Origin of the sequence: Shewanella sp. c952, assembly GCF_019654975.1 — a bacterium.
Lineage (GTDB): Bacteria > Pseudomonadota > Gammaproteobacteria > Enterobacterales > Shewanellaceae > Shewanella.
The window spans coordinates 1-19,478 of the sequence record NZ_BPEW01000019.1 but is presented as its reverse complement, the minus strand read 5'-3'; the positions used below and the strand labels follow the sequence as shown (position 1 = coordinate 19,478).

At 45.7% G+C, this 19,478-nt stretch carries 16 protein-coding genes; 3 read left to right on the top strand and 13 right to left on the bottom strand.

The window, feature by feature from the left end; all coding sequences use genetic code 11:
* Window positions 1-98: 98 nt before the first annotated feature.
* From K5R16_RS13320 to gmk, 8 genes are all read right to left on the bottom strand, one after another.
* On the bottom strand, window positions 99-788 hold the full coding sequence (locus K5R16_RS13320; protein WP_220738050.1) for a hypothetical protein: 690 nt from the start codon (window positions 786-788) through the stop codon (window positions 99-101).
* Window positions 789-896: 108 nt separating this feature from the next.
* Window positions 897-1,820 (bottom strand): calcium/sodium antiporter, encoded by a 924-nt coding sequence (locus K5R16_RS13315; RefSeq protein WP_220738049.1) that lies wholly within the window; start codon window positions 1,818-1,820, stop codon window positions 897-899.
* 201 nt (window positions 1,821-2,021) lie between these two features.
* A complete protein-coding gene (locus K5R16_RS13310) occupies window positions 2,022-3,677 on the bottom strand; it encodes an AMP-binding protein (protein ID WP_220738048.1) in 1,656 nt (551 codons plus the stop codon).
* A gap of 449 nt (window positions 3,678-4,126) precedes the next feature.
* Window positions 4,127-4,813, bottom strand: coding sequence for a tRNA (guanosine(18)-2'-O)-methyltransferase TrmH (gene trmH, locus K5R16_RS13305; RefSeq protein ID WP_220738047.1), 687 nt, complete (start codon window positions 4,811-4,813; stop codon window positions 4,127-4,129).
* A gap of 71 nt (window positions 4,814-4,884) precedes the next feature.
* The gene (locus K5R16_RS13300; RefSeq protein ID WP_220738046.1) at window positions 4,885-5,268 is read right to left on the bottom strand and encodes a RidA family protein; all 384 of its coding nucleotides are present in this window, start codon (window positions 5,266-5,268) and stop codon (window positions 4,885-4,887) included.
* Window positions 5,269-5,317: 49 nt separating this feature from the next.
* Entirely contained in the window at window positions 5,318-7,423 is a 2,106-nt protein-coding gene (gene spoT / locus K5R16_RS13295) for a bifunctional GTP diphosphokinase/guanosine-3',5'-bis pyrophosphate 3'-pyrophosphohydrolase (protein WP_220738045.1), read from the bottom strand.
* A gap of 13 nt (window positions 7,424-7,436) precedes the next feature.
* The gene (gene rpoZ, locus K5R16_RS13290) at window positions 7,437-7,718 is read right to left on the bottom strand and encodes a DNA-directed RNA polymerase subunit omega (protein ID WP_020910538.1); all 282 of its coding nucleotides are present in this window, start codon (window positions 7,716-7,718) and stop codon (window positions 7,437-7,439) included.
* Window positions 7,719-7,779: 61 nt separating this feature from the next.
* Entirely contained in the window at window positions 7,780-8,403 is a 624-nt protein-coding gene (gene gmk / locus K5R16_RS13285; protein ID WP_220738044.1) for a guanylate kinase, read from the bottom strand.
* 295 nt (window positions 8,404-8,698) lie between these two features.
* Here gmk and K5R16_RS13280 point away from each other — a divergent pair, with 295 nt between their 5' ends.
* The 3 genes from K5R16_RS13280 (at window position 8,699) to K5R16_RS13270 (ending at window position 11,978) form a co-directional block, all read left to right on the top strand.
* Complete coding sequence (locus K5R16_RS13280) at window positions 8,699-9,802, top strand: DUF805 domain-containing protein (protein WP_220738043.1); 1,104 nt, start codon at window positions 8,699-8,701, stop codon at window positions 9,800-9,802.
* 124 nt (window positions 9,803-9,926) lie between these two features.
* Window positions 9,927-10,820 (top strand): NTP transferase domain-containing protein, encoded by an 894-nt coding sequence (locus K5R16_RS13275; protein ID WP_259649877.1) that lies wholly within the window; start codon window positions 9,927-9,929, stop codon window positions 10,818-10,820.
* Between the two features lie 90 nt (window positions 10,821-10,910).
* A complete protein-coding gene (locus tag K5R16_RS13270; protein ID WP_220738042.1) occupies window positions 10,911-11,978 on the top strand; it encodes a phosphotransferase enzyme family protein in 1,068 nt (355 codons plus the stop codon).
* A gap of 335 nt (window positions 11,979-12,313) precedes the next feature.
* Here K5R16_RS13270 and K5R16_RS13265 read toward each other — a convergent pair whose 3' ends face one another.
* From K5R16_RS13265 to K5R16_RS13245, 5 genes are all read right to left on the bottom strand, one after another.
* Complete coding sequence (locus K5R16_RS13265; protein ID WP_220738041.1) at window positions 12,314-12,973, bottom strand: molecular chaperone; 660 nt, start codon at window positions 12,971-12,973, stop codon at window positions 12,314-12,316.
* Between the two features lie 82 nt (window positions 12,974-13,055).
* On the bottom strand, window positions 13,056-13,691 hold the full coding sequence (locus K5R16_RS13260; protein ID WP_220738040.1) for a DMSO/selenate family reductase complex B subunit: 636 nt from the start codon (window positions 13,689-13,691) through the stop codon (window positions 13,056-13,058).
* A 12-nt stretch (window positions 13,692-13,703) separates the two neighbouring features.
* Entirely contained in the window at window positions 13,704-16,133 is a 2,430-nt protein-coding gene (locus K5R16_RS13255; RefSeq protein ID WP_220738039.1) for a DMSO/selenate family reductase complex A subunit, read from the bottom strand.
* A 40-nt stretch (window positions 16,134-16,173) separates the two neighbouring features.
* Window positions 16,174-18,180, bottom strand: a complete 2,007-nt coding sequence (locus tag K5R16_RS13250) for an MtrB/PioB family decaheme-associated outer membrane protein (RefSeq protein ID WP_220738038.1) — start codon at window positions 18,178-18,180, stop codon at window positions 16,174-16,176.
* A 15-nt stretch (window positions 18,181-18,195) separates the two neighbouring features.
* Window positions 18,196-19,149: a DmsE family decaheme c-type cytochrome gene (locus tag K5R16_RS13245; protein WP_220738037.1), complete on the bottom strand. Its 954-nt coding sequence runs from the start codon at window positions 19,147-19,149 to the stop codon at window positions 18,196-18,198.
* Window positions 19,150-19,478 lie beyond the last annotated feature (329 nt).

Below are 19,478 nucleotides of genomic sequence, written 5' to 3'. Positions count from 1 at the left end.
AATTCCTTTTAGAAGCTGACCACTTAAATGAAAACCAGTACGAGTGTGGTTATTGGAGAGCGAAGCCTTACTTCGCTCTCCTGCTGTTGAGGCAGTGCTTATCGCTGTGCACTTTGGCTATTTTGCTGCAGTAAAAACTGTGCCCAACCATAATCTTCTTCAACAGCTAAGGCTTGTTGCCAGTCAGCTATTGCGCCTTCTGCATCGCCTAAACTCTGCTTGGCGAGCCCTCGCCATGTGTAGGCTTCTGCGTGTCCCCAGCAAATGTTATCACAGGGGATTGCGTAAAGCTCAATCGCTTGGGAACTCAAGTCTACAGCTCGCTGTTTGCTGCCACCGTAGGTTTCAGGGGTATTAAAAGCCGCAATCGCTTGCACTAATGGCACCCGAGGGTTAGTAGGATCTAACGCTTTAGCTTGTTCTATCGCACTGGCAGCTTTGGGTCCATAAAGTGCTCCCTTACTATAATCTAGGCCGATTAACATGCCGTAAACAGAAGAGAGCAGGGCTAGGTTGTCTGCGTTAGCATTCGATGTCGTTAGTGGCTCAAGGCTCTCTCTTGCTGACTCGAGAGCACTGATAGCAAGCTCGCGTTGACCTAAAATATTGGCGCTGATTGCGAGACGATAGCCTGCATAGGCTTGCTGGTAAGCATCACCTTGTTCGGTGAGTGATTGTAAGCTTTTAACGTCCATATGGTTTGCGGCGGCATCTATATTGCTAATAGTATCTGCTTGAGCAAATTGGCTGATAATAGCCATTGAAGTAACCAGTAATAGTGATTTCATATCAATCTCCTTTTGAGCCCTGTATTGGGTACAGGACTATTATTAAAGATTGTGGAATGACGCTGTAGGCACAAACGTCACCAGATCAGCATGACAAATGTCATTAGCTTATGCTTGAGTCACTAAATAGCTGATATAGGCCAAGTAGCCCAATATCAAGATCGCTCCTTCGCGGCGACCAATACGCAAACCTGTGTAGGCAAAGGGGAGTAGCATAACCGCGAGTCCTATCATCACTTGCCAATCAAGGGGGCTAATTTCGCTGCCAATAATAGGGTGAATAAGTGCGGTGACGCCTAAGATCCCCAAAATGTTGAATAGATTTGAGCCTACAACATTACCGATAGCAATATCACTTTGCCCTTTGAGTGCGGCAACGATAGAGGTCACCAGCTCTGGCATACTTGTCCCTATGGCGACAATTGTCAGTCCAATAATGATTTCGCTGATCCCGAAGGATTGCGCTAGTGCGACCGCGCCATCAACAAATAAGATCCCGCCACCAACCAACATACTAATACCGACAATGATAAAGATGATGGAAAGCCATTGGCGTTGTCCTACGTCTTCAGTTTCATCTGAGGCTTGTTTGTCAGCAGTGAAATAGGCGTAGCTTAAGTAGGTTACGAGCAGAGTGCTAAGAATTGCACCATCGATAAAGCTTAATCCATCATCAAGCAACAAACCCCAAAATAGCAGTGATGCTGCAATCATAATGGGGATATCACGTTTCACCATTTGCGACTCAATTTTTATCGGCCGGATAAGCGCGGTTATACCCAAGATCAAGCCTATATTTGCAATGTTGGAGCCAATCACATTTCCCAGTGCAATTCCGCTATTGCCAGCAACTGCCGACTTAATACTCACCGCAAGCTCTGGCGCACTGGTACCAAAAGCTACTATCGTTAAGCCGATAATTAACGGTGATAAGCCAAGTTTAAGCGCGATACTACTTGCGCCTCTCACTAGTGATTCAGCGCCTAGGGTTAGAATCACAAACCCGCCAATAATCGATAACCAAGTGATCATAGCACTACTTATTAGATGAAATTAAAAGGACGGCTAGCATAGTTATTTTTGCTAAGAGCGCAACAAATAATCAGCCAGTAAGCATTAAATATAGTTTACTCGTTCTGCCTGATGATACAGCTTAGGCTTTGAAGTGTAGCCATTACAAAACAGCACACCTCAAGGTGTGCTGTTAATTTTTAAAGCATCATCGGAAGATAGTTAAATTTCATCTTCCCAGCAGATTTTTCCACCGCGAATACCGTCGACTTTCTCACTGAAACTTTTCTCCAGTACGTGACGTTTGATCTTCAACGTTGGAGTTAATACATCATTGTCGACGTCCCAATTTTCCTTTACAACAATGATTGCATCGACTGTTTCATGGGATTCAAGATGAGGATTAACTGCATCTAGAGTATTCTTCAAAGAGGTTCTGATCTCTTCTCTAGGTTGTAACGAAGCGCCTTCTGACAGTTGCACTAGCGCAACTGGATGCGGCAAGCCTGAGCCAATAACGCAGATCATTTCAACATGAAGATCTTGTGCTAACTTACGCTCGATAGGAACAGGTGCAACATACTTACCTTTAGAGGTTTTGAAGTTATCTTTCACGCGGCCAGTAATGGTTACGCAGCCATCGTCATCGATACTGACTACATCACCAGTATAGAAGTAACCTTCTTCATCAAAGCAAGCAGCAGTCTCTTCTGGTTGCTTATAGTAACCCTGCATTAATCCTGGGCTCTTAACCATGAGTTCGCCGACATCAGATTGCTTGATGGAACATCCCTCAACCGCGTGTCCTACCGTACCAATTTTGCTGGCATCAAATGGATGGTTAATAATGGAGTAGGCGCAGTTTTCCGTCATGCCCCAAGCTTCACTAATATTAAGGCCGATTTTGTGGTACCAGCTGACCAGTGATGGTGGAATGGGGGCTGAACCGGAACCGAGAAGATGACAATGCTCAAGGCCAAGCCCGGCATGAATTTTACGTTTTACGATGCCGCTAACAATAGGGACCTTAAGTAAAAAATTAAGTTTACTGGCACCAATCTTATCGATAATATTTTTCTGGAACAGGCTCCAAAGGCGCGGTACCGAGAAGAACACTGTCGGTCTAGCTCGCTGCACATCGGCAACAAAGCTATCGAGATTCTCAACAAAAGCCACACTACTACCTGAATAGAATGAAGAGCCTTCCATCGCAACGCGCTCGGTGATGTGTGCGAGTGGCAGGTATGAGATTAATCTATCTTCAACATCAGTTTTTAAATCACGCACTACAGCGTTACAAGTCCAGCCATAACTGGCAAAAGTTTGGATTGCGCCTTTAGGTTTTCCTGTTGAGCCAGAGGTATAAACTAAGCTCATGATCTGTTCAAGAGTTGGCAATGGCGCATCGATTAACGGCTGGCCTAGAGTGAGTAGTTTATCCCAATGGTATTGTGCAGGCATGGTGTCGTAAGGCATTGCCATACGTAAAATTTCACCGCCAACGCCACTTTCTTGGTCTGCCCAGTAATCAAGTTTACCGATGAATATCGCTTTAGATTCACTGTGCTCTAGCGTGTAACGTATGGTGTCGGCATTGGCTGTAGGGTAAATCGGAACGCTAATATAGCCACCATGCATAAGGGCTAAATCGGTGATAAACCATTCGGCACAGTTTTTAGAAAGAATGGCAACTTTATCGCCAGGGTTTAGGCCTAGATGTCTAAGTGCACCAGCAATTTGCTGCATCTTAATTTGTACATCTCGCCAAGTAAAGGTCTTGTATTGACCGTCAATAGGCTGCTTTAAATATACTTGATCGCCTTGTTTTTCAACCCAATGTTCAAGCATTTCAATTGGGGTTTTCATAGAAGATTCCATCGCAATTCCATATTGATTATTGTTAATTCCAATTCAGACTGTTGCTGCTTTTTTGTTTTAATCGTTTGTTTAACAGTCTGATGTGACAATATTGAGTATGGCGAAAAATGTGATCTATGACAACTTTTTCAAACGCTCGTTACAATTTCTCGCAATGATGTCGTTAAAGCATGCCTTTTGGGCTAGAAGGAGTGGAGATGCAGTGGGGGATAAGGAAGTGCTAACTGATCGAGCTAGCACTGTATGACTAGAGGCTGTTGATCTTTTGAGCTTATTTTTGTTCGATTCTTTACCGTAAGGAATAATTATTTTAGTACCAGGCTTGAGCGATTCCAGGTTAGCTGGCTAAGCGAAAAGCTCGTAACGCATTCTAGTCATAAAAGAATAAAAGCATTGAAACGAGCCCGAAGGGCCGCGCTTCTTGGCTATTTTGACTGTGTTGTAGGTTATTATTCAGAAGGAGCACGCATTTTTTGCCACCATTGCTCATCAGCAACAATTTGGCCGGCGTCATCTATGGCTGGATAGACAAGCTTTTTGCGGCGACAGGCTTTGGCATATATAGGATGGCCTTGTTCAAACAGTTTTATCTGACAATACTGCTCATCAAGCTTTCGAGTACCATACATGCCAGCGGCTTCACGTTGGCGCTGAGCTTCATACATTATCAGTGCCCCAGCAACAGAAACATTGAGTGACTGCACCATGCCAATCATCGGGATGATCACATGTTGATCGGCACTGGCGATGCCTTCAGGGCTAACGCCATCACGTTCATTACCCAAAATGATAGCGGTTGGACGGGTGTAATCTATTTCACGAAAGTCGACCGCGGTTTCGGAGAAATTGGTCGCGAGGATCTGCATATCTTGGCGACGAAATTCTGCCACCGCATCGCTCATTTTATTGTGCGCTTTAGACTTCACCCATTGCTGACTACCAGAGGCGGTGTTACCGGAAACACGCATCTCAATCTCAGGCCATACGGCATGAATTTCGTGAATGCCAACCGCATCAGCAGTGCGAATAACCGCTGCAATATTATTGGTTTTATGCACCTTGTCTAAACACAGTGTTAGATCTGGCTGGCGGTTGTCTAGCATACTGTTAATGCGGGCGAAGCGTTCTGGACTCATGTTTTTTACCAAACTTTTTTATCAATAAAAAGGGCGCCGTAGCGCCCGATTCTTTAGTCAATGGAGTGGAATTACACTTCCATTACGCCGTCCATTTCAACCAATGAGCCTTTTGGAAGTTGGCTAACACCGATTGCTGCACGAGCTGGGTAAGGTTGCTCAAAGTAGCGATCCATAATTTCGTTCACGGTAGCAAAGTTACTTAGGTCTGTCATAAAGATATTAAGCTTAACAATATCGCTTAATGAACCACCGGCAGCTGCACAAACAGCAGTTAGGTTTTCAAAAACCTGTACTACTTGCGCATCAAACTCATCGCTTACCATTTCCATTGTCTCAGGATTCAGTGGGATCTGACCTGATAGATAAACCGTGCTGCCTACCTTAACTGCTTGAGAGTATGTACCGATAGCTTGCGGCGCTTTGTCGGTTGCAATGATAATCTTCTCTGCCATGATCTTCCCTTTATCTGTATTAAGTAAACTAATGTTTAGTTCAAATGAACTAGCGGTTACGTGACGTTCGCAGTACTTCAGGCAGAACCCTAATACGGCGCATCACGTTAGCTAAATGAATACGATCTCGCACAGAAATGCGTAAGTTGATGAGGAATACACGCCCATCGCGCTCTTCTGTGGTTAAGTTATGAATATTGGAGCCTTCAGCGGCAACAATTGAGGTGATCTTAGCTAACGCACCTTGGTGGTTAACAATCTCTACTCGTAAGTTAGCTTGGTACTCAACGCCTTCTGCGCTGTCCCACTGTACTGGGATGTACTTGTCGGGCTCACCTTGGTAACCGCGGATATTGGCGCAGCTTTCCATGTGTACCACTAAGCCTTTACCTGGACTAACATGAGCAATAACCGCATCACCAGGAATTGGGCGACAGCAGTTAGCAAACGTCACCAACATACCTTCAGCGCCGCGGATCGGCATGGTATGTGACTCTTTTGTCTCTTGGGCGTCAACTTGATCGCCACGTAAACGCTGGGCGATAACAATACTCATTGCATTACCCAAGCCGATATCGGCGAGTAACTCATCAAGCGTGTCGTGCTTAGTATCATTGACCACTTTTTCAACTTGCTCTTTTGGCAAGTCATCTAGCTTAGTGTCGCCTAACGCATGGTTCAATAGGCGTTTACCGAGCAGAACTGCATCATCCTCTTTTAGACTCTTGAGCAGCTGACGAATTTTAGCGCGCGCTTTACCTGTCACTACAAAGTTGAGCCATGCAGCATTAGGGCGTGCACCTTTCGCGGTGATGATCTCAACGGTTTGGCCTGAAATTAGCGGTTGGCTTAACGGATAGGCTTGGCGATTGACGCGAGCACCAACACAAGTGTTGCCAACATCTGTATGCACTTCATAAGCAAAGTCTACTGCGGTGGCACCATCGGGTAGTTCTAGAATACGCCCTTCAGGGGTAAACACGTAGATCTCTTCAGGAAATAGCTCAGTCTTAAAGTTTTCTACGAATTCAAAAGAGGTGCTGGCGCTTTGCTGCAGTTCAAGCAGGCTTTGCATCCACTTACGTGCACGAACTTGGGTGGTGGTGCCTTGCTCTTGTGAGCTGCCTTTCTTGTATAACCAATGTGCCGCGACCCCTTTATCTGCCATTTGGTCCATATCTTCAGTACGGATCTGGATCTCAACAGGCACGCCGTGAGGACCAAATAGTGAAGTATGTAATGACTGATAGCCGTTGGCTTTAGGGATAGCGATATAATCTTTGAATCGACCTGGACGGGGTTTGTAGAGGCCATGCATGGCACCCATAACGCGGTAACAGGTATCGATGGAGTCAACGATGACTCGGAAGGCATAGATATCCATGACTTCTTGAAACTGCAGTTCTTTGTTGCGCATCTTGTTATAGATGGAATAAAGATTCTTTTCACGACCTTTAACCGTGCCTTCAAGGCCGGTGTCTTCGAGTCGAGTGCCAACAGCAGCTTCAATACTTTGGATTAGCTCTTTACGATTACCACGTGCGGCTTTTACCACCTCTTTTAATACACGATAGCGCATTGGATAGTAGGCATGAAAACCTAAATCCTCTAACTCACTCTTAATATTATGAATACCAAGGCGGTTGGCGATTGGGGCGTAAATTTCGAGGGTTTCACGGGCAATGCGGCGACGTTTATCGGGGCGTAAAGCACCTAAGGTACGCATGTTGTGCGTTCTATCGGCAAGTTTGATTAAGATGACGCGAATATCTTGGGTCATCGCCATCATCATTTTGCGGAAGTTTTCAGCTTGTGCTTCTTTCTTATCGCGAAATTTTAGCTTGTCGAGCTTAGATACACCTTCCACCAATTCGGCAATAGACTCACTGAATATTTCAGCCAGCTCCTCTTTGGTAACAGGGGTGTCTTCGATGGTGTCGTGTAAGAGTGCGGCCATAAGCGTCTCATGATCGAGACGCATATCGGCCAGGATGCGGGCTACCGCAACCGGATGGGTAATATAAGGTTCGCCACTCGTGCGCATCTGACCTTCATGGGCATCGCGCGCCACCTGATAGGCCTGCTTGAGTAATTCTACCTGTTCAGGTTCTAAATAACCTGAAGCAGACTCCTTGAGACCTTCAAACAGATACAAGTGACTCTACTCCTTATATAGCGTTACGGCCTTCAGCGATGGCAGCAACGGCAGCAATTTCAGCCGCTTCACGTTCACGAACTGTTTGGCGCTCATCGGCGTCCAAAGTATCAGCTGTGACTAAACCTAGTTCGATTTCGCGTAAAGCGATAACCGTTGGCTTGTCGTTCTCTTCTTCAACCATAGGGTCTTTACCCTGCACGGCGATTTGGCGAGCACGACGCGCTGCAACCAGAATCATATCAAAACGGTTGCCGATTTTGTTTACGGCGTCTTCTACAGTTACGCGAGCCATGTTTGGAAACTCCAGTGTTTTATCGATTGAAAAAATGACGCAAAATTGTACATGAAGACAGTTAGTCTGCCAACAGATCTTTAATCATATCATTTTGCGTATGAATTTGGCTAGCAGTGGTTAATCTTTGGCTATGAATGATTGCTAAAAGATCGCGCTGCGCTTTGTCGAAATCATCGTTCACTAAAATAAAATCATACTCATTATAGTGCGACATCTCTGATACCGCTTGTGCCATGCGGCCTGCAATCACTTCTTGGCTATCTTGGCCACGCCCAGTAAGGCGGCGCTCTAACTCAGTACGTGAAGGAGGAAGAATAAAGATCCCAATGGATTCTGGCATCACTTTTTTCACTTGCTGGGCACCTTGCCAATCAATATCGAGAAATACGTCGATACCTTGTGCAAGTGTCTGTTCAATGGTGACTCGTGAAGTACCGTAGTAGTTACCAAATACCTCAGCCCACTCGAAAAACGCATTATCTGCAATGAGTGCTTTAAACTCATCTTGATTGACAAAGTGATAGTGCTGACCATTTGTTTCACCCGGACGAGGCTGACGTGTAGTGTGCGACACAGATACTTGCATATCAGCTGGTTGATCTTTTAATAAAGCTGATATCAGTGATGATTTACCTGCGCCACTTGGCGCTGAGACGATAAATAGATTCCCGCGTGCAGTCATGATTTGCCTATCCGGTGCTTTAGCCCTCTTTGGGGCCAGTGAAAAGATTTAGCCGCGCATTATACAGCCTAGGACGATATTTGCGCTAGTGATCACAGCGTGTAGAGGCATAATTTAGTGCTTCTCTCTATTTCTCAGACTAATTTCGCGGTATACAGCTAAAACACTGACATCCTCAAGCAAATTGGGTAGGCTATTTACTGAGTTTTATGCTTTCGCCTGAGCATTAATACAGTTAAGTGGAAAGTCATCCACTTTCATTTAGGTTTGATTGAGAAGGTAGGAATATCAGGGTATGCAGTTTTCAGCACTTTTTTGTTTGGTAGGTCGTGATAACGGCCAGCGATTTGCGGTCATCAGTGGACTGATTTTCTTTGTTTTATTATTGGCTGCAGTGCTACTAGGCTCTACAGCGACATTGTATGTCGTTGGTATGTTGTTGCTACCCATATTAGGTTTAACCAGTTATAGACGACTACGAGATAGTGGCAAAACGCCACGCTTGATAGCGTTAACGCTGGCTCCTTTCATCTTGGTATTGCTTACTCTAGTATATGTTGACAGTGTGATGCTGCTACTTACCTTTATGGTGTTTGCGGCGTTAGCCATAGGCTACATCGCCATTCTACCCTCGATTTCAAAGGCTAGTTACCGACAGGGATATTCTGGCCCTATCAAAATAGTCGACCGCGCAGTTACAAAAGGTTCAAGGGTACGTGTTGAGCCAACGTTAACTGCCAGCGAGAGTCATCAAGAAGCCGCAACGACTACTTTTTCGAACTCAGAAACTGATTTTGAAGCAGGGTTTGCTAATGACACTGCAACAGATTCACCTGTGCAGGGAGCAAACTCAAATAGCAGCGGCTTTATTAAAATACAGCGCTGGCTTATGGCCAATCAGAAAATAGCGTTCTCAGGAGTGGCAGCTTTATTGGTTTGCATGTTGTTATTGAGCATTTGGTCGCTAGTACCTAGCGATAATGCTACTGCGGCAGAACAAGACATAACTGCAGTCGAACAGATCGCTAAGGCGCCCACTGTTGAACGCAAAATGACAACATTGCCGGATGGCTTTAGTTTAGTGCTTGAAGATGATGTATTGATTGTAAGATGGTTAGGGGAGACCGGATCACCGACCACGTTATGGTCTCTTGCTACTGCAAAAGGTGATAGAACCTGTGCAGCGCTTAAGTTTAATAATGGCACTGAGTATCGCCCCGTTGAGGTCGACTTATTAGCCGATACTGGCACCGAAGCACGTTTTTCTCCGCTTGATACTAAGGCGATTATTGTTGATATGGCGCGCCGTGGAAACGTGAGTCTCTGTGGTTATAATTTCAGCCTTAAAGGCAGCCAAGCCGCCATCGGAAAAGTTGCAGCGTTCGCCACTTATTTATAACTTAGCGTATTGTTGATAGGTATGACTGGAAATCGCAAGGGAGAGTCATTAAACTGCTTCGCCTTAACTTTTGCATAATCGTTTGCGCTAAATGCATGTACCAGTGGGTTTGATGGGTGACAGAATGGTCGATTTAACCTTAGTGATTCTCGCGGCGGGCTTAGGCACACGCTTTGGTGGTGATAAGCAACTAGCAGGGCTTGGGCCAAATGGCGAAACCATGCTGCAACTGTCGCTACGCAGCGCGCATAAAGCTGGTTTTAATCGGGCTGTGTTGGTGATCCGTCCTGAGCTTGCAGCCAGCTTAGATCGACTCTTAGCTGACAAGTTGCCGCAGGATTTCCATTGTGATTACTGTATTCAGTCACTGGATGACTTGCCAGAGGATGTGACGGATTATGTTGATTTAGAAACACGTAAAAAACCATGGGGTACAGCCCATGCATTATGGAGTGCAAGAAAGCTGATAACAGGCCCAATGGCCGTTATTAATGCCGATGATTTTTATGGCGATAGTGCTTTTTCATTGTTAGCTCAAGGGCTGGTTAACAGCGTGGACGATTGGATGATGGTAGCCTACCCAATCCGTTTGACCTTATCTGATAACGGCGGTGTAAACCGTGGTTTGTGTGAAGTTAACAATGGCAAGCTTGTGGATGTTGCTGAGTGGTTAGATATCCAGTCCCATGCCAATGAGCTTGTCGGTACTTTTGCTGGTAAGCAGCAAGCGATTGCCAGTGATGCTTTAGTATCGATGACATGCTGGGGCTTTAACGCCGATATTTTTGCTGTGATCGAAGCGCAGCTAACAGACTTTATTATTAAGCACGGTAGCCAAGCTAAAAGTGAGTGCTACTTACCGAGTGTGGTGCAAGCGAAATTGCAGCAAAATCGAGTAAGCGAAGAGACACGTAATGTGAATGTCAGTGTGGCGCAGGAGTCTTGGTATGGCGTGACCTATCCTGAAGATGCCAACTGGGTTAAACAGAAATTATTTGAAAAATTAGCAACAAGTTAATCTTAGAAGCTAATACATAATGAGTTTGCATGGAAAACCTGAACGATAAACAGGTTGAAGCAACGATATTGACAGAATCTGGAGAGTTGGGTGATTGATTTTATAAGACAAAACGTTTTGTCGCACTTTGGTGTAGAGGTGGAAGATGCCAAAGTTTCGCCATTGGGTAATGGCCATATAAACCACACTTTTCTTGTTCGTGGTTGCAAGCGTGAATTTGTGTTGCAAAAAATCAATACTCAAGTTTTTACCACTCCTAATGCTTTAGTCAATAATGCTGACAAGATCAGTCGCCATTTAACACTTAAGAGCCAGCAACAGCAGTACCAGCTGCAAGTCGTTTCTCCTGAGCAGACTCAGGCGGGTAGGCTTTGTGTTGATCTCGGTGAAGATGGTTTCTGGCGAGCGATTAACTATCTGCCCCACAGCCACAGTGTTGATGTCGTTAGCAGCGAAGCACATGCTGAAATAGCGGCTAAAGCCTTTGGTCACTTCTCTTGTTCGCTAAGCGATCTTGATGCCGAGCTTATCGCAGATGTTATTCCAAACTTCCATCACCTTCCTGGCCGAATTGAACAGCTATCGCTCGCTGCAGCTAACGATAGCCAAGGGCGACTTGGTGGTTGTCAGCACTGGGTTGATATGGTGATGGCACAAACTGAGCTACTGCAAGAACTTGCTGAGGTTGAAGCAAAACTACCACGTCGAATTTGCCATAACGACACCAAGATCAACAACATGCTGTTTGATAAGCGCGATATGAGCAGTATGGCGATTATTGACCTTGATACCTGCATGAAAGGCTACTTGATGTATGACTTTGGTGACATGGTACGTACTTTTTGTAGCCCGGAAGAGGAAGACTCAACTGCATTAGATAAAGTCACTGTGCGCGAGTCTATTTTTGCCGCGATCTGTAAAGGTTATTTGGGCGAGTTAGCACCAGTGCTATCTGATCTAGAACGCCGCAGCTTATGGTTAGGTGCCAAAGTCATGTGCTTAATGATTGGCGTGAGGTTTTTAACCGATCACTTAAACGGCGACGTTTATTTCCATATCCATCATCAAGGTCATAACCTTGAACGTGCTGAAAATCAATTCACTCTGTATCAGAGTTTGTTGAGCCAACAAGACAGCCTTAGCGCCTACCTGAAATAAATTAGCTGCTTTCACTGTCTGAATAAGCGGGTTTAAGCTGAGTAAAGTCATTGGGATCTACCTCGATGACTTTTCCTTCATTGAGTTTTGCCGCCATTTACCGATTGGCGCTGCCATCGGTATCATACCAATTGCATTAAAAGTTTGACGATTCAGCGTTTTGAAACCCGCACTATGTGAGCCCCTCAGCCTTGCCACTTCTGCTTGCATTGTCTCAAAAGGCAATAACCATTTCTTCCACAATGCGCCTTGAATTGAAACCCTGAGAAAGCCCAGAACAGAGTATATCCTTAATGGAATTGGTATTAGCTGTTTGTAGCAAGCTGTTTTAGCCGCTATCGGTACAGGCGTGTCGTCATCGGAAGCATATTTAATCTAACAATCAATTGATCTAAAAAGGCCTGGGTTAGCAAAGCTATCGCGCGATAAAAATCGGTTTTTGCGTGTTCGTTGATAAGTGCTAAACAGCGACCAGACCAAGGAAGAAGATGTTGCTGAAGTAACACGATGCAGCTGCGCTCTATTGTTTCGCTATCTTCGGTTTGAGCCCATAGGCTAAACATCTGATCTAAGACGGCAAAGAAAAGACCGATATGATCGACAGGCTGATTCGTATCGAGCTCGAAGCTGATCCCTTGCTCCTGATAAAAGGCTTTTAGTGCCAGCGTTGTCTTATCGTTGAGAAGTTGTCTCTCGCTTAAGTAGACCGAGCCCCAAGGAACTGCGTTAGGTTCGCCAGGACCATAGAAGAGTTGGGCATAATCAAGTTTTAAGGCTTGTTGCTTATCAGCAGTCCATAGCTTGAGATAACTGGATAATAACTCACGGCCATTAGATTCTTGCGCAGAAGCGCTAAACTCAGGCCAGCTTTGAGCAACATCGTGTTCGATAAAACTCTGCAGCAACTCGGGTGTCGGGTCGTTAAAGAGTACATTATGAAGAATGCGTGCAATGCCCTGATATTCCAAGAGCTCATTTTCAGTAAGGAGTGACATATTAACCTCGTTTAGCGCACACAAGTGTCGCAATTGACAGCAAAAAAAGGTGCCATTCTAGAAGAATGACACCAAGCAGGGGTTAAACTTCTGAGAAGTTCAACACTTCACCATCGGTGGCACCACTCGGACGCGAATGACGGTTAGGAGTGATGAGTAAGTTTGGCGTTGTTACACTGCTCTCTGGCAACGGAGCAACATCGGGTAGAATGGCTGCTGGATACTTAGCCTTCAACTCGTCCATAGGTGCAAAGTCGATTGCACGCATCGGGCAAGACTCGACACATGAAGGTTGCTTACCTTCCGCTAGCCGCTCGAAACAGCCATCACATTTGGTCATCACCTTACGATCGTTATCAATCTGAGGTGCATCGTATGGGCAAGCTCTTGCGCAGCTTTCACAGCCAATACATAGATCGGTAGCGACATGCACTAATCCATCTTCGCGGCGTTTGTGCATTGCACCAGTAGGGCAAGCCTTAACACACACTGGCTCAGAACAGTGGTTACAACCGATAGACATGTAGTAGGCGAATACGTCTTGGCTGACGGTACCATCACCATTCTCTGTCCACTGTCCGCCACCATATTCATAGACCCTGCGCCAGTTGATGCCAACAGGAAGGTCTTTTCGATCTTTACACGATACCTGACAGGTTTTACAGCCAGTACATTTGCTTGCGTCGACATGAAAGCCGTATTGGATATTATTGTTCATTGCTAACTCCTATCAAACCTTACGGATTTCAACCAGGTTAGTGTGCTGAGGATTACCTTTAGTTACCGGTGTGGTGCGTTGTGTCGTGAGAACGTTTAAGCAACCGCCTTTATCCACATCACCGCCAGGTTGGAACCATGCACCTTGACCCAGTGCCGTTACGCCGACCATGATTCTAGGTGTCACCTTAACTTCAACTTCGATAGTGCCGCGGTCGTTAAAGATATGGACTTTATCGCCAGTTTTGAGTCCGCGTGTGTTGGCATCAAGTGGGTTCATCCATACCGCATCTTGCACTACTTCACGTAACCAAGGGACGTTGTGATAGCTTGAATGAGCACGACCTTTAGTATGATAACCAGTCAGTTGCAGTGGGTATTTCTTCTTGGTTTCAGTATCTTCGTAGCCTTCCCAAGTCGGCACATATTTTGGTAGTGCCGATATCACGTCACCCTCTTTGAGCTTCCAAGTGCGGGCTTTTTCTGCCAGACGCGAAGAGTAGATCTCAATCTTGCCTGATGGGGTTCCCAGCGGATTGGCTTGAGGATCATTACGGAAATCTTCTAATACAATGTAACCACCATTAGGCAGATACTTACGATAGATCCCTTGCTTCAGCATCACCTCTTTTTCTGGCAATTCTGGTGTTGCCGCTTTTGACTCTGCATAGAATTGATCAAGCCAATCTTTACGACTCTTACCTTCGGTAAATTCGGCTTCTACACCCATACGCTTAGCAAGTTCGACACAGACTTCATAGATAGGGCGGCTCTCGAACATAGGATCAACGCCTGAGCTCATCTGTACCAATGTTGCAGTATCGCCTGCGGCGTAGCTTTGGTAGATAAGATCTTCAGACTCCAACCAAGTTACGTCAGGCAGCAATATATCGGCAAACTTAGCACTTGGCGTCATCCAGTTATCAACCACCAGAATGAACTCACACTTAGATTCATCTTGCAGCAGTTTCTCTGTTTTACGTACATCTGAGTGTTGGTTAATCAGGGCATTACCACCGTAGTTGATGATAGCTTTGATATCGGTGTCTAGTTTGCCGTCGCCGTCGTCATCAAGCTCAACGCCCTGCACGCCATCAGACAGCACCGTCATGTTCTTACCGTCTTCAATTGCCTGAGTGAAGGTAAAGAATGAGATCGCTTTTTTGACCGGGTTTGCCCCTGTAGGCATAAACGGTGCGTGTAGCGATGAACCTTTACACAAGCCACCACAGTTAGTGCCAGGTAGACCTAGCTGACCTAATAAAATAGGCAACATGTAACCTGCGCGGGTATTGTTTTCACCTGCAGCCTGACGGTTTAACGAGGCGGCAATCTGGATGAACGGGGCACGAGCCGCTGCCAGTTCTCTGGCTAGCTCAACGATGATATGCGCTTCGATCCCTGTGATGCTCGCAGCCCACTCAGGTGTCTTAGCATTCGCACCTGATGTTGAGTCACCCACTGTAGTGTTGTCAAGAATGTAAGCCTTGTAGCTTGCTTCATATCCAACGCCAGCAGGCATGGTCTTTTCGTCATAGCCGACACAATATTTATCCAAAAAGGCCTGATCGACCGTGTTGGTGGTGATCCATTCATAGGCCAATGCTTCGAACAGCGCAGCGTCAGTACCTGGGCGAATTGCAATCCACTGATCTTCTTTACCTACCGCAGAATCGGTATAGCGAGGATCGATCAAGATAGTCTTAAACTTATTCTTCTGCTTTTGCATCAGGAAGTCATAGGCTTCACCTGAACCACTCATGCGGATCTCTGACGGGTTATAACCGACCATCAATACCAGGTCAGAATTTTGCATCTCAGAGACGCTGCTGCCTTGCCAGCCTGGGCCTGCTGAGCCGTATGTTTGTCCTGCAGCTTCGTAAATTTGCGACCAGCTATAGTCGCCATAAGCGTTGAGGTAACCGCCTTTAAGATTCATCAAACGGTAAAGACACTGCTTACCGGAAAAGTGATAACGGGCACCTGAGTTATAGGTGAAGTGAATCGATTCGTTACCATATTGGTCGATGGTGCCTTGCAGTTTTTCAGCGACAAGGTCGAGCGCTTCATCCCAAGTAATACGCTCAAATTGCCCACTGCCACGCGGGCCAACGCGTTTCATTGGGTATTTAAGGCGATCGGGAGCATAGACACGCTTTCTCAGAGAGCGGCCACGAAGGCAGGCGCGTACATCATGATCGCCATATTTATCTGTGGTGGTGAACTCTGACTCTACTCGGGTGATCACTCCATCAGTTGAATAAACCTGTACTGGGCAGTTTGAGCCGCAGTTAACCAGACAAGCCGACCAGTTTAGGTTTTCACCAGCCACGGGTGGCGTAGGCGGTACGACTTCAACATCATTCGATCCTGAGTTACAGCCAGACACTGTTGCTGCGCAACTTAGTGCAGCACTCATTTTTAAGAAACTTCTGCGTTCCATTATCATATCCTCATTGCAGTTATGGTTAGCACTGTTTGCATTAGCGCAGCTGGTAGCTAAACGACAACATCACTTGGTGCGCGTTATAGTTATGGTTCAGGTCGCCTAAAGTGGTGAGTCCCGGAACGGTATCGACATCAATTTGCGCGTAATCGGTGTCGTAGTAGCGCTCATACTGGTAAGCCAGTTTTAGCGCCATCTCTTCACTCAATGCGTAGTTCGCATGTAGTTGGAGACTATGATTGAAGGAGTAATAATCTCCGAGAGGCGCTGTGACGTTATAGGTGACTGACGTATCGCTACTTGAATTCGCGAACAGGTAGTCGCCGCCCAAGCTGAGCTTATTTTGCATCAGCCCGCTATAGTTGAAGCCTGCCCCTAGATTGATAAAGTCATCTTCGATATCGGCGTACCAATCGACTGTTGAAAAGCCCTGGCTACCTGCTTGATTAGATTTGATCCATTGCTGTCCGCCAAAGGCGTAAGCCGATAGGTGCTGGTTGAGTTGCAACCCAAGGTTGATGTCATAGCCGTAATCTTCAGATTCGGTTAGACCAATTTGGGTCTGGTTGTAATCGTCATTAGCGTAACGAGCGCTTAGATCTAGACTGAGCCATGAAGTTGGGGTGTGATTGAACTTAGCTTCGAAGGCGGTGCGCTCTCTATCTGCTAGATAATATTTTCTGAGCAATGGGTTGGTTTCTGATGACGTCAGTTCGTTAGTTTGATATTCACTGCCATCGCGGTTATCTAAGGTAGCCTTCAATTTAAGTTTGAGGTTATCAAGCGCTTGGATATTTAGCTTCGCCCAGAGTGCATTGTCATTGGTTTGTTCGCGGTCGCCATAACTACGCTCCATCTCTTTACGATCGTAGCCAGCTTGCAGGCGATAGTCGCTGCTTAAGCGGTAACTGGCATTAACCTTAAGCCCACGACGCTCAGTATCTAACGGTACATTTTGCTTAAATGCACCCGTGATGCCGTTAACTTCAAATTGCGCAAACTCCCATACCGAACCTTTGTTGTCACGTTCGCTGTAATCAACGCTGCCACCGAGTCTGAACTTGTTGCTCACAAGCGAGGTGACAGCGAACTTACCGTCTAAGGTTTTGACCTCACCATCCCAGTTTTGTAGCGGGTTGCCAGACATCTGAATGAGAGCATCATCTTGGATCATTTTTCCCGACGCTAGACGACCGCTTATGACGGTGCGGTCTAGTTGATATTGGCCAGAGAGGCTAAGTCGATGTGCCTGATTGTCTGGGGTCGCAGCAAAGACGTCATAAAGGTAGGGCAGACTTAAGGTGCCAATATCGTTTTGGTACTGGCTAACGAAGTAGTTGAGATCAGTCACCCAGTGCTCACCAGATAGTGACAACCCAGCGGTGAGGTTATCTGTATTGGCATCGACAGGCTGACCAAAATTAACCGGACGTGGCGTGACAATACTGCTGCTTATATTTCCAGTTTTTTGTTCATGGTCATAACGTACATAAGCCTTATAAAAATCTCGGCCATAACTCAGACCCAAGCCAGCTTGGTTTCTCTGCAGGGAGAGCTGTTGGGTCTGAGTGTGCACGCTCGGGGTCAACAGATTATCTTTGTACCAAAGCTGACTGAGTACATCGCCGGATTGATAACTGGTTAGGCGTTGATAATCTGCTGTTACTGTATACAGGCCAGACTTACCAGCAGTTAGATGAGCAAAGCTATTATCAAGGCCGAGTCGGTGAGCCTGAAACAGCGCCTTATAGCCAGCATCATTTTGATACTTAAGATCGGCATCGACACTGGCGTTAGCGCCATCTTTATCGGTACCGAATGCATTGCCAGAATGAATGTCATCGCTGTTGATATAAGCTGCATTGACACCTATTGTGCCGCTATAGCCATCCACTTTAGGGCAACGTTTACATTGGAATTTGTTCTGCTTAACAGTGCTAGTATTAGCCTTGTTAACGCCAAAGTCCGCTGCCATTGCCGAGGCTGTTACCACGCTCGATATTGCGAGAAATGATAATGTGATCAGGTTTAATTTGAATCTCATTTTAATGACTCCTGATTAGCGCTGCAGCTTACTGCCAGCTGGGTGGTTAGAACCATGGATCTGGCTATGGCAATTGAGACAGCTCTTACCGCCGCCAAAGGCATCTGTTCCGCCTTGTTGTATGACACGGCTAGCATGGCCGTTATCCATATGGCATTGTTGGCACAGCTGAGGTGCACGGTAAGTCAACATGGCTTCATTCACGCTGCCATGAGGGTTATGACAATTTGCACAGTTTTCAGTCACCGGTGCGTGTTCCCATAGAACTGGTCCGCGTTTTTCGCTGTGACAGCTGTAGCAGGTGTCATTGATTGTATTGTGGTTAAGTGCGCTTTCACTCAAAGACCCATGAGGGTTGTGGCAATCGACACAGGTCATTCGATCCCATTTCAACGGATGAGATGAACGCTTGTTCATGGCTGATTTTTGCTGGGAGTGGCAAGAGGTGCAGCTGTCATTGACCGTGAGCGGGTCCATTACCGGATCTTTATCAGTATGGATACTGTGACAATCGCTACAGGCGACTTGGTCTAGGTTGTGGCTGCTGCTATGCCATGCCATCTGCTCGGGGTTGTTATGACATCCAAGACAGACACTGTTTTGAGTTTGAGCGGGCAACTTACTTTCTTTGCCAAAGGCTATCATCGGCTCCTTGCCAGCCTTATTGTGTTTGCCTAGTGGACCATGGCAAGCTTCGCACTGAAGACCTGCCATTGGTGAATCTATTTGACTCGAATTACCGTGCACACCATCAAAAATAGCCATCACTGTGGGATTTTTTTTATGGCACATTAGGCAGGAGTCGGCGCCTTTTTTAGAGTAATTACCCTCAGCAAATTTCTCCGTCAGTTGCTGCTCCAATTGTTCACCAGTGAGTTGATTCCAGGCGGTCGCCTGAACTGGCAGGGATAAGCAAGCGAAAGTGAATATCACACAGAGTAACTTAGTGATAATACATTTGTTCATCATCTTAGCCTTACGGTTAATTATTTTACGGTTTAGTGTTTTTTGTTAATTATTTTGCAGGAAAATTGTAGTCCGAATGTTCAACTATTACTAAATAGGTATTTGTGAAGTTGATTTTAAATTCAAAAATAATTTATACGTGATCAAGATCTTTGTTTAGAGGTTGCGATTAAATATTTTAGAATTCAATTTCAACTCTTGTTTGGGTTTGGTTATATTATTGTTTTTGTTGGATTTAATTTGTTGCAGCTTATTTGATCTTTGCTGTTATTAAATTAACTTTATTACATTTAAAATATAATAATTAATAATTTAATATGTGAATGGATATT